At 31.4% G+C, this 15,064-nt stretch carries 13 protein-coding genes; 9 read left to right on the forward strand and 4 right to left on the reverse strand.

Annotation, left to right across the window (positions count from 1 at the left end):
• Nucleotides 1-19 precede the first annotated feature (19 nt).
• Entirely contained in the window at nucleotides 20-2,464 is a 2,445-nt protein-coding gene (locus tag AC2I98_RS11425) for an alpha/beta hydrolase family protein (protein ID WP_486411808.1), read from the forward strand.
• 57 nt (nucleotides 2,465-2,521) lie between these two features.
• On the opposite strand, the gene AC2I98_RS11430 is transcribed toward AC2I98_RS11425, so the two are convergent.
• Genes AC2I98_RS11430 through AC2I98_RS11440 form a run of 3 tightly spaced genes read right to left on the reverse strand, consistent with a single transcriptional unit; the run spans nucleotide 2,522 to nucleotide 5,421 of the window.
• Nucleotides 2,522-3,544 (reverse strand): pseudouridine synthase, encoded by a 1,023-nt coding sequence (locus AC2I98_RS11430; RefSeq protein ID WP_486411809.1) that lies wholly within the window; start codon nucleotides 3,542-3,544, stop codon nucleotides 2,522-2,524.
• 10 nt (nucleotides 3,545-3,554) lie between these two features.
• Complete coding sequence (locus tag AC2I98_RS11435) at nucleotides 3,555-4,478, reverse strand: geranylgeranylglycerol-phosphate geranylgeranyltransferase (protein ID WP_486411810.1); 924 nt, start codon at nucleotides 4,476-4,478, stop codon at nucleotides 3,555-3,557.
• A gap of 25 nt (nucleotides 4,479-4,503) precedes the next feature.
• The gene (locus AC2I98_RS11440; RefSeq protein WP_486411811.1) at nucleotides 4,504-5,421 is read right to left on the reverse strand and encodes a mevalonate kinase family protein; all 918 of its coding nucleotides are present in this window, start codon (nucleotides 5,419-5,421) and stop codon (nucleotides 4,504-4,506) included.
• Between the two features lie 265 nt (nucleotides 5,422-5,686).
• Between AC2I98_RS11440 and AC2I98_RS11445 the strand changes: the two genes are divergently transcribed.
• The 8 genes from AC2I98_RS11445 (at nucleotide 5,687) to rfbD (ending at nucleotide 13,558) form a co-directional block, all read left to right on the forward strand.
• Nucleotides 5,687-6,343, forward strand: coding sequence for a CBS domain-containing protein (locus AC2I98_RS11445; protein ID WP_486411812.1), 657 nt, complete (start codon nucleotides 5,687-5,689; stop codon nucleotides 6,341-6,343).
• On the forward strand, nucleotides 6,343-7,227 hold the full coding sequence (locus tag AC2I98_RS11450; RefSeq protein WP_486411813.1) for an NAD kinase: 885 nt from the start codon (nucleotides 6,343-6,345) through the stop codon (nucleotides 7,225-7,227). The genes AC2I98_RS11445 and AC2I98_RS11450 overlap by 1 nt, the downstream gene beginning before the upstream one ends.
• A 117-nt stretch (nucleotides 7,228-7,344) precedes the next feature.
• Nucleotides 7,345-8,151, forward strand: a complete 807-nt coding sequence (gene porG / locus AC2I98_RS11455; protein ID WP_486411814.1) for a type IX secretion system protein PorG — start codon at nucleotides 7,345-7,347, stop codon at nucleotides 8,149-8,151.
• A gap of 11 nt (nucleotides 8,152-8,162) precedes the next feature.
• A complete protein-coding gene (gene uppS / locus AC2I98_RS11460; RefSeq protein ID WP_486414075.1) occupies nucleotides 8,163-8,906 on the forward strand; it encodes an undecaprenyl pyrophosphate synthase in 744 nt (247 codons plus the stop codon).
• 20 nt (nucleotides 8,907-8,926) lie between these two features.
• Nucleotides 8,927-11,449 (forward strand): outer membrane protein assembly factor BamA, encoded by a 2,523-nt coding sequence (gene bamA, locus AC2I98_RS11465; RefSeq protein WP_486411815.1) that lies wholly within the window; start codon nucleotides 8,927-8,929, stop codon nucleotides 11,447-11,449.
• Between the two features lie 61 nt (nucleotides 11,450-11,510).
• A complete protein-coding gene (locus tag AC2I98_RS11470; RefSeq protein ID WP_486411816.1) occupies nucleotides 11,511-12,077 on the forward strand; it encodes an OmpH/Skp family outer membrane protein in 567 nt (188 codons plus the stop codon).
• A 55-nt stretch (nucleotides 12,078-12,132) separates the two neighbouring features.
• Nucleotides 12,133-12,648 (forward strand): OmpH/Skp family outer membrane protein, encoded by a 516-nt coding sequence (locus tag AC2I98_RS11475; protein WP_486411817.1) that lies wholly within the window; start codon nucleotides 12,133-12,135, stop codon nucleotides 12,646-12,648.
• A gap of 58 nt (nucleotides 12,649-12,706) precedes the next feature.
• Nucleotides 12,707-13,558 carry a dTDP-4-dehydrorhamnose reductase gene (gene rfbD / locus AC2I98_RS11480; RefSeq protein WP_486411818.1) on the forward strand — a complete coding sequence of 284 codons (852 nt, stop codon included), beginning with the start codon at nucleotides 12,707-12,709 and terminating at the stop codon, nucleotides 13,556-13,558.
• Between the two features lie 69 nt (nucleotides 13,559-13,627).
• Here rfbD and serS read toward each other — a convergent pair whose 3' ends face one another.
• A complete protein-coding gene (serS, locus tag AC2I98_RS11485) occupies nucleotides 13,628-14,896 on the reverse strand; it encodes a serine--tRNA ligase (protein WP_486411819.1) in 1,269 nt (422 codons plus the stop codon).
• Between the last annotated feature and the right edge of the window lie 168 nt (nucleotides 14,897-15,064).

A 15,064-nucleotide genomic window follows, 5' to 3' on the forward strand; every position in this document is an offset into this window, starting at 1 on the left:
TGTAAAATCTTAAAAACACATGAAGAAAATTGTTTACTCGTTGCTTTTCTTAGCGATGACTTTTGGTACGTCTGTAAAAGCACAAGAAAATGTGACCTATCAATTGCCTCCGCAAGAAATTTTGCAATTAGCAGATGCAGATATGCCTCCATCAATTAGTACTGATCGTAAAGCTGAAAATGCATTTTTATCGTACAGAAGTCGTTATAAAACGATTAATGAATTGTCTGAAACAGAATTGCGTTTGGCAGGATTACGTATTAATCCTGTAACAAATATTAATTCGCGTGAAAATTTTAGTGAAAAGATTACTTTTTTTGATCTGAAGACTTCAAAAGAAAAAGCTATTGCTGGTTTACCTGCAAAAGGTCGTTTTTCTAATCAATCGTGGAACACTTCTCAATCGAAATTTGCTGTTACAAATACGACAAATAAAGGAGTAGAGTTATGGATTGTTGATGTTAAAACACAAACTGCAACAAAAGTTTACGAAGACAAATTGAATGCTAATTTAGGACGTCCTTTTAATTGGATTTCGGATTCTGAACTAATTGTAAATGTAATTCCAGCTTCCAAAAAAGCATTAATTGACACAAAACAAGCAATTGCAACAGGTCCTACAGTTTCTGTAGCTGACGGAAAAGAAGCACAAAACAGAACATATCAAGATTTATTACAAAATAAAAATGACGAGTTCAACTTTGAGCAATTAGCTATTTCTGAATTAGTAAAAGTAAATATCGAAACTGGAGCAAAATCTAAATGGAAAGATGCTGCAATGTATACAGATATTTCAGTTTCTCCTGACGGACAATATGTTTTGGTAAATGAAATCAAAAAACCTTTTTCATATTTAGTTACATATAGCAGTTTTCCATCTACAGATGTTGTTTATGATATCAATGGAAAATTAGTAAAAGAAGTTGATCACAAAGAATTGCAAGAAGTTGTTCCAAAAGGCTTCTCTTCTACCATAATGGGAAAAAGAAGTTTATATTGGAGAGCTGATAAACCAAATACATTGTATTGGGTTGAAGCGTTAGATGGTGGAGATGCAAATAAACCAGCAGAATTTCGTGATGCACTTTACCAAGTTTCAGCTCCTTTTACAGCAAATAAAGAACTATTAGTAAAAGTAAAAGATCGTTATAGAGGCGTAACTTGGGGGAATGATGAAATAGCATTAATTCGTGATGCATGGTACAATACACGTAACGAAAGTACTTATATTTTCAATCCGTCAAATCCATCACAAGAACCAACACGTTTCTTTAGTCGCAATACGCAAGATGCTTACAACAATCCTGGGAATTTTGTAACAGAAATGAATGATTATGGTTTTAATGTTTTATCAATTAACAAAGGAAAATTAATGTTGGTTGGAGAAGGAGTTTCAGCAGAAGGAATTTTACCTTTTGTTGATGATTTTGATATTAAAACTCAAAAAACTTCTCGTTTATGGAGAGCTCAAAAATCGGATAAATTAGAAGTGATTGCACGTGTAATTGATCCAAAGAAAGGAATCATTTTAGAGCAAATTCAATCAAAAACAGATTATCCAAACTTATATGTTCGTAATATCTTCCAAAAAGGAGGAAAACCAAAACAAGTAACGTTTACAAAAAATCCTTTTGAAGCAATGAACAAAGTTTCGAAAGAATTAATTACATACAAACGTGCTGATGGTGTTGAATTATCAGGAACTTTATATTTGCCACCAAATTACGATAAGTCGAAAAAAGAAAAATTACCAATGTTAATGTGGGCTTATCCTCGCGAATTTAAAGATGCTTCGACTGCTGGACAAGTAACAACTTCTGAAAATAAATTTACTTCTCCTTCGTATGGAGGTCCTATTTATTGGGCATTGAGAGGATATGCAGTTTTAGATGATGCTGCTTTTCCAATTATTGGAGAAGGAAAAGAGGAGCCAAATGATACATTTGTACCTCAATTGGTTGCAAATGCAAAAGCTGCGATTGATGCGGTAGATAAATTAGGTTTTATCGATCGTGAAAGAGTTGCGGTTGGTGGACATTCTTATGGTGCGTTTATGACAGCGAATTTATTAACGCATTCTAATTTATTTGCGGCGGGTATTGCGCGTTCAGGTGCGTATAACCGTACGTTAACACCCTTTGGATTTCAGTCAGAACAACGTAATTATTGGGAAGCTCCAGATGTTTACAACACAATGGCGCCTTTCCAAAATGCAGATAAAATGAAAACACCATTGTTGTTAATTCATGGTGAAGCTGATAATAATACAGGAACTTTCCCGATGCAATCTGAGCGTTATTTCAACGCGTTGAAAGGTTTGGGAGCGACAACTCGATTGGTTTTATTACCCCAAGAATCTCACGGATATGCAGCCAGAGAAAATATTCTACACATGTTGTGGGAACAAGATCAATGGTTAGAGAAATATGTGAAAAACAAAGGAAAAAATTCTGAAAAGAAATAATTTTTAAGCACAAAAAACCACTTCTTTTGAAGTGGTTTTTTTTATTTTAATGAAGTATTACATCATTTTTAAGAAGTTAACTTCTAATTCTGTTAATTTTCGGTATTCACCTCTCTGTAAAGTTTTCTTTGTAAGTCCTGCAAAAGAAACGCGATCTAAAGCTTCTACTTCATATCCTTTCTCTTGGAAAATACGGCGAACTACGCGGTTCCAACCAATGTGTAATTCAACCCCAACTTCATTCTTTGGACGGCCTTCAATAAAAGAAATAGCATCAACAACTGCAATTCCTTCAGGAATTAAACGAACACCTTTTTTGATGTCAGCCAAATCATTTGCTGTTAATTTTTTATCCAAAGTAACATGATATATTTTTTTGATATCATGACTTGGATGCGTCAATTTCTTTGTTAAGTAACCATCGTTCGTAAATAATAAAACTCCGGTTGTTTGTCTGTCTAAACGTCCTACAGGAAAAATACGCGCTGTGGTTGCTGTAGACATTAAATCCATAACTGTTTTACGTCCTTTTTCATCATTTGAAGTTGAAATAAAACCTTTTGGTTTATTCAAAACAAAGTATACATTCTTTTCTGAAGAAATTTTACGACCATCGAAACGAACTTCATCATTGGGTTGTACTTTATAACCCATTTCAGTAATCACTTGACCATTCACTGTAACAATTCCAGTTTTGATCAACTCGTCGGCCTCTCTTCTGGATGCAATCCCTGCATTCGCTACATATTTATTTAAACGAATAGTCCCGTCATCAACTGGTGCTTTTTTCAGTCTTTTAACAAATGGTTTTTCGCCTGGTTTGTTAAACGGTTTTTTGGGTCCAAAACTTTTCTTTCCTTCTTCTGTTGGTTTTCCACCAAAAGTTGGTTTGCTAGTACCAAAAGATGGTTTACCACCTTCAGTTTTTTTAGCTCCAAAGCTTGGTTTACTTCCACCAAAAGACGGTTTTCCTTTCCCTGAAGATGGTTTAGAAGAAGAATTTCCTCTTGCTCCACCTTTTCCACGATTGTTCCCGCCTTGGGAATTTCTGTCGTTGGATTGATTTCGTCTGTTATTCATCTGAATTTGATTAATTTATACGCTTGTTAAAATTTTGCGCAATAGTTTGCAAAGTTAAGGGATTTATTTCGATTAATACGATACTAAATACGCCAGCAACAATCATTCCCTTAAAAAAATAATGTAAAATTTTATATTCTTGTGTCGTTTTGATTCTCCAAATCATGAACAAAATCAATGTAAATGCGATATTTGCTGCAATAAAAAAGTATTTCATAGCACCAACATCATTTTTCATTAAAATGATAAAACCAATGATTAATTCAGAAATAATTAAACAAGAAATTAAAACCTTCGTAAAATCGACTCCGTATTTAATTGGAATTGAATCGTAATTGTAAATTAAATCTGCTTTTTGAGAACTCAAATCTTTTACAATATCAGTAATCAACAATAAAATGGTTAGAAAAGTCGCATGTAAAGCAAGATTGAAGGTAAAATTGTCAAAATAAACCAACAAAGCAAAAAATGGTAATACTCGAATAATGATCAAATAAACGTTTTTAATCAAAGCAAATCGATTGATTTTGTGGCTATAAAACCAAACTAAAAATTGATATACTAAAAAGAAAACGAAAACTTTCCAGGAAATAAGAGCTGCAATAATCAATGCTAAAGCATTTAGAACAATGTAAACAGTTAATTTGAAACCTTGCGAAACTTGTTTCTGTAGATAAACTTGTAAAGGGCGTTTGAGTTCGTCTTTTTCTAAATCGTAAAAATTGTTGATAATATAGCCTGCTGCGACACAAAGAATAGAACAAAGTATAAGACCATCCAATTTTGGATTTGTTAATAATTGACGATGTCCAACTTCTGGAGCAAAAATAAAAAGTGCAGCAAGATATTGTGCCAAGATTAGCACAATCAAATTATACCCACGAACAACAGAAAATAATGCAAAAACCTTTAAGATTATTTTCTGTACGTTCATTGATTATATGTTTATAAATTATTTTTTAAAATTTGTAGATAACTTCTGTCTGAAAGTCTTTTAGGTAGCTTTTTGCTTTGTCATAATCTTGCGTAAAACCAAGAACATAACCGCCTCCACCAGAACCACAAAGTTTTAGGTAATACGTATCTGTATCAATTCCAGTTTTCCATGCATTGACCAATTTTTGAGGAATCATTGGTCTAAAATGTTCATAACCCCAAGCAGATAATTTCTGAAGATTTGCAAAAAGCGGATTGTATTCACCTTTCACAAAGTTTTCAATACATGCATTATTGTATTTAATAAATTCTTCTTTTAATGTTTTACGGAAACCTTCTTTCTTCATTTTTTCGAAGAAAATATGAATCATTGGTGCAGTTTCACCTGGTGTTCCAGAATTGATTAAGAAAACAGCTCCTTTTCCATCAGCATTTGCAGAAGGTAAACCAATTGTCGAAATATCGTCTTTTGATTGAATTAACAAAGGAATATTCATGTAACAAATCAAAGGATCAATTCCAGAACTTTTCCCATGAAAATGAGATTCTAAGTTTCCGAAAAGAGCTTTTAATTCACTAATTTTTTCTTTGTTCAGATGTTGATTGATATCAATTTTGTTCAAGGCATATTTGTCATAAATAGCGGCTACTAAAGCGCCAGAACTACCTACGCCATATCCTTGAGGAATGTTAGAATCGAAGTACATTCCGTTGGCAACATCTTCCGAAAAAGATTTTGTATCAAAGGTATCGGCAAAATTTTCTTCTAAAAATTTTGCATAATTTTTTAGATGCGCATTTGATTGTTCTGCAATTTCAGAAGGCTCAAATTTTAATGCACCTTGATAAAAATTATAAGGAATCGTTAATCCTTTCGAGTTTTCAATAATTCCATATTCGCCAAACAATAAGATTTTGGCATAAAATAATGGGTTTTTCATTCAATGCAAAAATTGGTAATGCAAAGATACAAAATTTAAGCCATTCTTTTTTGAAAATGAATAAGAGTTTTGGTTTAAGAAATTGTAAATCATCTTTATCTGTAGAAGAAATGAAATATTTTTTCGATTAAGACTTGTTTTTGGAATATATTTTGACTAATCATTTTAAAATAAATTGGTTAAATTTCTATCCTTCGTAAATGATTTTAACCAAATTAGGACTAAAAATAGAGAATTAATGTATTAAAATATATAAATTTGTGCCATGTATATTACTGAATATTTATCAAACGAGATTAAACCAGGAAAAGTTAGTTCTTCTCCAAGTCAACTTTTAGAAGTTGTACAAGAGAATAAATTGACACATTTACCTTTGTTTAAAGGTTTAGACTTCGTTGGTAATATCTCAGAAGAAGATTTGATAGAATTATCTATTGACAATGAAAAAGTTGATTATACCTCATACATAGAAAACTTTTATCTTTCGGAATCGAGTACGCTTTTAGATGCGATTCAGATGATGTACACGAATCAGGCGAATATCCTTCCTATTATTAATGAGCAATCAAGATATGTTGGTTGTATTACTGAAACTGACATTATCAGTACGTTTGCTAATTTTCCTTTTGTTGCTTCACAAGGCGTTTCGATGTTGGTTTCTATTGCAGAAAAAGACTTGTCAATGACAGCGATTTCTAATATTATTGAAGTGAACAATGGAAAAATATTGGGAATGATGATTGTTGGTAATAAAGAAGATAGCGTTTATGTTTTACTTAAATTTAGTTCTTCGAATTTATTAACGATAGGCGAAACATTTGAACGTTATGGATATCAAGTGATTCAGAAATTTTATAACGACGAAAAACAAGAACTTCTGCAAAGTCGTTATGCACAATTGTTAAAATACATGAATACCTAATGATAAAAGTTGCACTTTTTGGACAAAAAACAAGTACGTCTTTAACGGATATTATTCCACCATTTATAAATTATTTAATTCAGAATGAAATTAGTTTTTGTGTTGAACAAAATTTTCTTCAAATCTTAAAGGAAACAACTGATTTTACTTGTGAGAATGTAGAAACGTACACATCTTACGAAGATTTTGATAAATCTGTAAAATTCTTATTCAGTTTTGGAGGAGATGGAACAATATTATCTGCAACTACAATTGTTAGGGATTCTAATATTCCAATTATTGGAGTAAATACTGGTCGATTAGGTTTTTTAGCAACAATCAATAAAAGTGTGTTGTTAGAGCAAATGGATAGCTTTTTCAGTGATGATTATAACATTATTCCACGAACTTTATTAACTGTTAAAAGAAGTGATGGAGTAGAAATTGAAAATAATTTTGCAATTAATGAAGTCACAGTTGTTCGTCGCGAAACAACAAGTATGATTACGGTTGATGCTTATTTGAATAATGAATTTTTAAATTCTTTTTGGTCAGATGGATTGATTATTTCTACTCCAACAGGATCTACTGGATATTCATTAAGTTGTGGAGGACCTATTGTGCATCCATCCAATCAAAATTTTGTCATTACTCCAATTGCGCCACACAATTTAAACGTTAGACCATTAATTGTGTCTGAAAATGAAAAAATTGATTTAAAAATACGCAGTCGTGCCAACGAATACTTTCTTTCGTTAGATTCTCGTAACTTTCCTTTAACAACTGACGTCGAATTGACCATACAAAAAGCAGACTTTAAAATTTTAATTGTTGAAGCTATTGACGCGACTTATTTCACAACTTTGAGAGAAAAAATGCTTTGGGGATCAGATAAAAGGAATTAAAATTTACAATAAAACTTCTTAATTTTTGTTAAATCAGTTACGTTGAATTGACTTTTGTTTATATTTGTTCGAATTTAAAGAAGATAAAAAGCAAAAGCCGAAAAAATAACACAACTTATGAGGAGATTATTTTTGTTTGTTTTTATACTATGTTTTTCGCAATTAACTTTTGCGCAAAGACATGAACTCGGAGTTTTTGCTGGTGGTGCAAATGTGATTGGTGATATTGGTAAAGCCAATTATATTAATCCGTTTCCAACTCGAATTGAAAAAGGAGGAAGTTTATATTTTCCAATTTCTATAGGAGGTTTGTATCGTTTTAATATAAATCCACAAATGGGTTTTAGAGCAAATATTTCTTATTCAAAAGTTGGTTCAGGAGATCATACTTCGAAAGAATATTATAAATTAGAACGCAATAAATCGTTTAAGAATAATATTGTAGAAGGTTCAGTAATGTTTGAGTATAATTTCTTTAATATCAATGATGATCAAGAAACTGCTCAATCTCCATATATCTTTTTTGGTGTAGGAGCATTTTCAGCAAAAGGTAAAGAATATGATTACGATGAAGCCAATAATGTAATTATAGAAAAAACAAAATATAATACCGATTTATCAATTCCATTTGGAGTAGGATATAAAGTAAGATTTAATTACAGTTGGATTTTATCTTTCGAAACTGGTATTCGATATACAAATGTTGATTATATCGATTATAACACTGGAAAATTTACAGATAGATTTATAGAGGCTAAAAAAATAGAGTTTGATAATTACAAAAATGACCCAACTCTTTCACAACCTTTAAAAGAATTTTATGATAAAAAAAATTATGGAAATCTAACCAACAAAGATTGGTATGTTTTAACAGGAATTTCCTTGACGTATAGTTTCGGAAGACCTGCATGTTATTGCGATTAAAAAGAATGGAAATTAGTTTAGTAGAACAAATAGATAAAAATAATATACCTAATCATGTTGCAATCATTATGGATGGTAACGGAAGGTGGGCAAAGAAGAACGGTAAAGAAAGAACTTTTGGACACAAAAGTGCTTTGGGAGCTGTACGATCTTCAATAGAAACTTGTCGAAAATTGGGTATAAAACATCTTACACTTTACGCATTTTCTACTGAAAATTGGAATCGTCCAAAATTAGAAGTCAATGTTTTAATGACTTTATTAAGTTCTGCAATTAAGGATGAAATAAAAGAATTACATAAAAACGGTATTCGATTGAATGTAATTGGAGATTTAACAAAATTACCAAGCAAAGCATTCAAAGATTTGACAAAAGCAATGGAAATTACAAAAGACAACACTGCTTGTGTTTTGACATTGGCATTAAGTTATGGTTCTAAAGAAGAACTATTACATGCAATAAAGTCTATTGCTCAACAATACAAAGACGGAGAGATATCCGACAATGATTTTAATGAAGAATTAGTTCATCAAAACTTATACACACACGATTTACCAATGGTAGATCTTATGATTAGAACAAGTGGCGAAACTCGTATTAGCAATTTCTTATTATGGCAAATAGCGTATGCAGAATTGTATTTTACAGAGGTTTTGTGGCCTGATTTTAACGAAGAGGAATTTTATAAAGCAATATTAAATTATCAAAATCGAGAAAGAAGATTTGGTAAGATAAGCGAGCAACTAACGAACTAATCGAACTGAAATAGAGGATTATGAAGAAAATTTTTTGGACAATGTGTATGCTTGGTGCTTACATGGCTCAAGCGCAAGTCGTAGATTCTACGAAAACCATTGATTCAACACAACAAGATAATTTTGTCTTAGATTATACCAATGCAAAAACTTTCAAATTGAAAGATATTGTAGTAACGGGAGATTCTAAATATTCTAAGAATCAAATTATCCGTTATGCAGGTTTTGCTATCGGAGAAGAGATAGAATTACCAGGTACGAAGGTAAACAATGCTGTAAAAAAATTATGGAGATCTAATATTTTCTCTGACATTGATTTGTATGTCGATAAAATTGAAGGTAACGAAGTAACGTTAGAGCTTGCCTTAGTTTCAGTTCCTAGTTTAGGAGAAATCAAGATTAACGGTGTAAAGAAATCGCAACGCGAAGATTTAATTAAACAAAATAAATTAAATCCAGGTGTTAAGATTACACAAAGTTTAATCAATACAACGAATAATAAAATCAAAGATTATTATACAGGTAAAGGATATCCAAACACAACAATTAATGTAGAACGCCAGCCAATTACTGGAAAAGAGGACGAAGAAAACATTACATTGAATGTAAATCGTGGAGAGCGTGTAAAGATTAAGAAAATCCTTTTCGAAGGAAATGAAAACTTAACTGCAGCTCGTTTACGTAAAAAAGGGATGAAAAATACCAAACAGAAATCAATCAATATCTTCAAATCATCTAAAATGATTCCTGAAAAGTTTCAAGAAGATTTAAAAACATTGGTTGATGAATATAAATCTGTAGGTTTTAGAGATGCTAAAGTAGAATCATACAATATTGAAAAAGTTGATGATAAAAACTTATTGGTTAAGATTAAAGTAAACGAAGGAAAACCGTATTTCTTAGGAGATGTTACATTTTCTGGAAACTCTATTTATACATCTGAGCAATTACAACGAATTTTTGGTTACAAAACAGGAGATCGTTATGATGCTGTAGGTATTAATAAAAAGATTTCGGGATCTGAAAAAGATGACGATATTTCTACTTTGTACATGGATAGAGGTTATTTGTTTGCACGCGCTATTCCAGTAGAGAAAAGTGTAAAAAATGACACAATTGATCTTGAAGTGAAAATCTTTGAAGGTACTCAAGCAACTCTTAATAAAGTAACGATTAATGGTAATACAGAAGCCCATGACCATATTTTATATCGTGAGTTGAGAACAAAACCAGGAGATTTATTCTCTAAATCGGATATTAAACGTACAATGATGGAGTTAGCATCTTTAGGTTACTTAGAGCCAACTCAAATTGTGCCAGATATTCAGCCAAATCAAGAAAATAATACGGTTGATGTTGAATGGAAAGTAGCACCAAAATCATCTTCTCAAGTAGAATTACAAGGAGGATATGGAGCAGGTACATTTATTGGGACATTAGGATTAACATTTGGTAACTTCTCATTAAAAAATATTTTCAATAGAAAAGCATGGAAACCAATTCCTATGGGAGATGGTCAACAATTATCTTTGAGAGCACAAGCAGGTAACGGATACAAAAACTATAGTTTCTCTTTCGTAGAGCCATGGATTGGTGGTAAACGCCCAACAGCTTTATCAACATCTGTTTACTACTCTCAATATAATTATAGAGATAGTTATGGGGAAAAAGCAAACTTAGATATATTAGGAGCTTCTGTAGGTTTGACGAAGTTATTAACTTGGCCAGATGACTATTTTAGACTATCAAATTCAATCGCATACCAACGTTATAATTTCGATAATTATAGTATGTCTGTTGGAAATATGCAATACGAAAATGGAGCGTCTAATAACTTAAACTATACATTAGGTTTAACACGTAATTCTGCAGGACCAGACCCTATTTTTCCACAGTCAGGATCAGAAATTAGTTTATCTTTTACAACAACAGTACCTTACTCTGCTTTTCAAAATAAAGACTATACAAAAATGTCTGATGTAGAGAAATTTAAATGGTTAGAATATTACAAATTCAAAGCTAAAGCATATTTCTACAAAGAATTGACTGGAAAACTAGTATTGAAAGCTGGAGGAGAATTCGGAGTATTAGGAACGTATAACCGTAAAATTGGAACTATTCCTTTCGAGCGTTTTTATTTAGGAGGAACAGGACTTAACCAAAATCGTTTTGATGGACGTGAAATCATTTCATTAAGAGGTTATGAAGATGCTACAAATTCAGGTGGACAATCAGGAGATATTACACCAGAAGGTGGAGGTACTATTTACAATAAATATTCGTTAGAGCTACGCTATCCAATCACGATGAGCCAAACTGCAAAAATTTATGCCTTAACTTTTGCTGAAGGTGGGAATGTTTGGAACAATACAAGTGAATTTAAACCGTTTGAATTGAAACGTTCTGCTGGTGCAGGTGTACGTATTTATATGCCAGCATTTGGTTTATTAGGATTTGACTTTGGATACGGATTTGATAAAGGATTTGGACAAACAGAACGCTCTGGATGGCAAACTCATTTTATTATCGGACAACAGTTCTAATAAATTATGTAAATTTGTTTAGAACGTTTTGGCATAATTTTAGAATTAACACACTCAGAATATGAAAAAATGGATTAGCTTTATAGCGTTGTTCTTTGGATTTGCAAGTTTGACATTTGCTCAAAAATTTTGTTACGTAGACTCTCAATACATTTTAGAGAGTTTACCAGAGTATACAACTTCTCAAAGTAAGTTAAAGTCTCAAACAGAATCTTGGCAAAAAGAAATTGAGCAGAAGAAAGAAAATTTGGCTAAATTACAAGCAGAATTCGAAGCTGAAAAAATCTTATTAACAGCTGAGCAAGTAAAAGAACAAGAACAAAAACTTGTGGATGAAGTGAATGCTGTTAGAATTTTGCAGGACAAACGTTATGGACCAAATGGAGATCTAGTAAATTTGAGAAGATCAATGGTAAAACCATTGCAAGATCAGATTTATAATGCAACAAAAGAAGTTGCTGATAAAAGAGGTTATAGTTTTGTTTTTGATAAAGGAAGCGATTTGATTATGATTTATACAGATCCAAAATTTGATATAAGTAGAGAAGTTCTACATACATTAAGACCAGATTTGAAACCAAATAATTCAAATACGAATTCAGGTTCTAAATCAAAAGCAAGAAAATAAAAGAAACACAAGTAATACAACAAGAAAATAAATTTTAAAACAAATTAGACTAGAAATGAAACAAATTAGATTGATAGCAGTATTTACAATGATGGTTTTCGGTAGCGTTTTATCTTTCGCTCAAGAAATTGCTCATATTGATACGCAAGCGGTTATTGAATCAATGCCAGCTTACAAAAAAGCTGAAGCTGATTTACAAGCATTAGGAAAAAAACACGAAGATGCAATCGCTAAATTACAAGCTGACTATAAAACATTTATGGAAAAAGCTCAAAAAGATTTAGCTGGTAAATCTCAAGAAGAAGCGCAAAAATTAATTGCAGCTAATAAATACCAAGAAACAGAGCAAGAAATGCAAAAGAAATATGAGTCTTATGCAAAAGCTGCTCAAGAAGAAATGCAAGCAAAAGAAAAAGCTTTAATGGATCCTATCGAGAAAAGAGTAATGGATGCTATTAATTCTGCTGCTGCTAAAAAAGGAGTTAAATATGTTTTACCTGCAGGTGTATTAGTTTACAAAGCTGGAGGATATGATTTATTAAACGACGTTAAAAAAGAATTAGGATTATAATTTTTTAAAAATTATTTAATATCTTCAAGCCACTATTTTAGTGGCTTTTTTTATACATATGAAAAGAATTTTAGTTACTGGAGCGAATGGTCAATTAGGTCAATCAATCCTAGAACAATCAAAGAATTACAAAGATTTAGAATGTTTTTTTGTAACTCGAAATGAATTGGATATTACAAATGAAGAGTTAATTCATCATTATTTTGAAGATAAAACTTTTGATTTTGTAGTAAATTGTGCAGCTTATACTGCTGTTGATAAAGCTGAAGATGATCAAGAAAATGCTTTTTTGGTCAATGCTAAAGCAACAGAGTTTTTAGCAAAAATTACAAACGAGAAAGGAATTCCATTTTTTCATGTATCAACAGATTATGTTTTTGATGGAATAGAATCTAAACCTCGTTTAGAAACAGATCAGACAAATCCGATTGGAGTTTATGGACGAACAAAATTAGATGGAGAAAAGTTAGCTTTACAAAATAATCCTAAAACGATTATTTTCCGCACAGCTTGGGTTTATTCCCGATTTGGGAATAACTTCGTTAAAACGATGCTAAGACTATTTAATGAGAAAGAATCTATATCTGTTGTTGCAGATCAAATTGGTTCACCAACGAATGCGATTGATTTAGCGACTGCAATTCTTGATATCATTTCTAAAGATAAATTGGTTTATGGCATTTTTAATTATTCAAATGAAGGAGAATGTTCTTGGTATGAGTTTGCTCAAAAAATAAAAGAAATTTCAGGCTCGGCTATAGAAATTAATCCTGTACCAACTTCTGCTTATCCAACAAAAGCAACTCGTCCTGCGTATAGTTTATTGGATAAATCGAAAATTAAAGAAATTTATCAACTCGAAATACCATCTTGGGAGGATAGTTTGAATGAAGAAATGAAACATTTGTGATAATTTCATTAATATATAAAAAGAAAAGCTCGAGAATTTCTCGAGCTTTTTATTTGATTAAATATTTTATTAATCTAAAATCTCAAAACGAGTATAAGGCTGTAAAGCTTTTGGTATTTTAACAGTTCCATCTGCTTGTTGATGATTCTCTAAAATAGAAGCTAAAATACGTGGTAAAGCTAAAGCAGAACCATTTAATGTATGAGCTAATTGTGTTCCGTTTTCATCTTTGAAACGTAATTTTAAACGATTTGCTTGGAAAGTTTCAAAGTTAGAAACCGAAGAAACTTCTAACCATTTTTCTTGTGCTTCAGAGAAAACCTCAAAGTCATAGGTAATGGCAGATGTAAATCCAGTATCACCTCCACATAATCTTAAAATACGGTAAGGTAATTCTAAATCTTCTAAAATAGCTTTTACATGTTCTACCATTCCATCCAAAGACGCGTATGAATTTTCTGGTTTTTCTATACGAACAATTTCTACTTTCTCAAATTGATGCAAACGATTCAATCCTCTTACATCTTTACCATAAGAACCTGCTTCACGACGAAAACAAGGTGAATATGCAGTCAACGTAATTGGTAAATCTTCTGCTTTTACAATTGTATCACGATAGATATTTGTAACGGGTACTTCTGCAGTAGGAATTAGATATAAATCATCTTCTCCGATATAATACATTTGCCCTTCTTTATCTGGTAATTGTCCAGTTCCATAACCAGAAGCTTCATTTACAACAAAAGGAGGAACGATTTCTGTATAACCAGCGTCAGCATTTTTATCTAAGAAAAATTGCGTTAAAGCACGTTGCAAACGAGCTCCTTTTCCTTTGTACACAGGGAATCCCGCACCCGTAATTTTAACACCTAATTCAAAATCAATGATGTCAAATTTCTTTGCAACTTCCCAATGAGGTAAATTGTTTGGTTTTGCAACTGCAACACCATGTTCAAAAACAATTTCGTTATCATCAGCATCCTTTCCAGGTTTTACGATTTCATTTGGAATGTTAGGAATTTGGTATAAAATCTCTTTAACGGAGTTTTCGTAAGATGATAACAAATCTTGTAATTCTTTCGATTGTGTTTTTAAATCGACAGTTTTGTTTTTTAATTCATTAGCCTCTTCCGATCTTCCATCTTTAAACAAATTACCAATTTCTTTTGCTAATTTGTTGGATTCAGCTAATATATTATCCAATTCAAACTGAGTTTTACGACGAAGTTCATCCACATTTAAAACTTCATCAACAAGATCCAACTGTTTGAAGTTACGTTTTTTAAGTCCTTCAATTACACGATCTTTGTTTTCTTGAATGTAAGAAACTACTAGCATACTTTTTATTAAATTTATACAAATGTATAAATAATTAATTTTTTAGAATAAAGTTTGATTCATTTCATCTTAAAAATAATTGGAAATGAGTTTTTTAACATGATTAATCGACTGATATTGATAAAATTGTTAATTAATTTTTTTTACAAAATAAAAATATATTTTGTA

The organism is Empedobacter sp. EJD.6dd (assembly GCF_057369435.1).

Excerpts from the sequence above, each read along its gene's own strand:
- AC2I98_RS11425 (WP_486411808.1), top strand. The coding sequence starts at position 20 with ATGAAGAAAATTGTTTACTCGTTGCTTTTCTTAGCGATGACTTTTGGT.
- AC2I98_RS11430 (WP_486411809.1), bottom strand. The coding sequence starts at position 3,544 with ATGAATAACAGACGAAATCAATCCAACGACAGAAATTCCCAAGGCGGG.
- AC2I98_RS11435 (WP_486411810.1), bottom strand. The coding sequence starts at position 4,478 with ATGAACGTACAGAAAATAATCTTAAAGGTTTTTGCATTATTTTCTGTT.
- AC2I98_RS11440 (WP_486411811.1), bottom strand. The coding sequence starts at position 5,421 with ATGAAAAACCCATTATTTTATGCCAAAATCTTATTGTTTGGCGAATAT.
- AC2I98_RS11445 (WP_486411812.1), top strand. The coding sequence starts at position 5,687 with ATGTATATTACTGAATATTTATCAAACGAGATTAAACCAGGAAAAGTT.
- AC2I98_RS11450 (WP_486411813.1), top strand. The coding sequence starts at position 6,343 with ATGATAAAAGTTGCACTTTTTGGACAAAAAACAAGTACGTCTTTAACG.
- porG (WP_486411814.1), top strand. The coding sequence starts at position 7,345 with ATGAGGAGATTATTTTTGTTTGTTTTTATACTATGTTTTTCGCAATTA.
- bamA (WP_486411815.1), top strand. The coding sequence starts at position 8,927 with ATGAAGAAAATTTTTTGGACAATGTGTATGCTTGGTGCTTACATGGCT.
- AC2I98_RS11470 (WP_486411816.1), top strand. The coding sequence starts at position 11,511 with ATGAAAAAATGGATTAGCTTTATAGCGTTGTTCTTTGGATTTGCAAGT.
- AC2I98_RS11475 (WP_486411817.1), top strand. The coding sequence starts at position 12,133 with ATGAAACAAATTAGATTGATAGCAGTATTTACAATGATGGTTTTCGGT.
- rfbD (WP_486411818.1), top strand. The coding sequence starts at position 12,707 with ATGAAAAGAATTTTAGTTACTGGAGCGAATGGTCAATTAGGTCAATCA.
- serS (WP_486411819.1), bottom strand. The coding sequence starts at position 14,896 with ATGCTAGTAGTTTCTTACATTCAAGAAAACAAAGATCGTGTAATTGAA.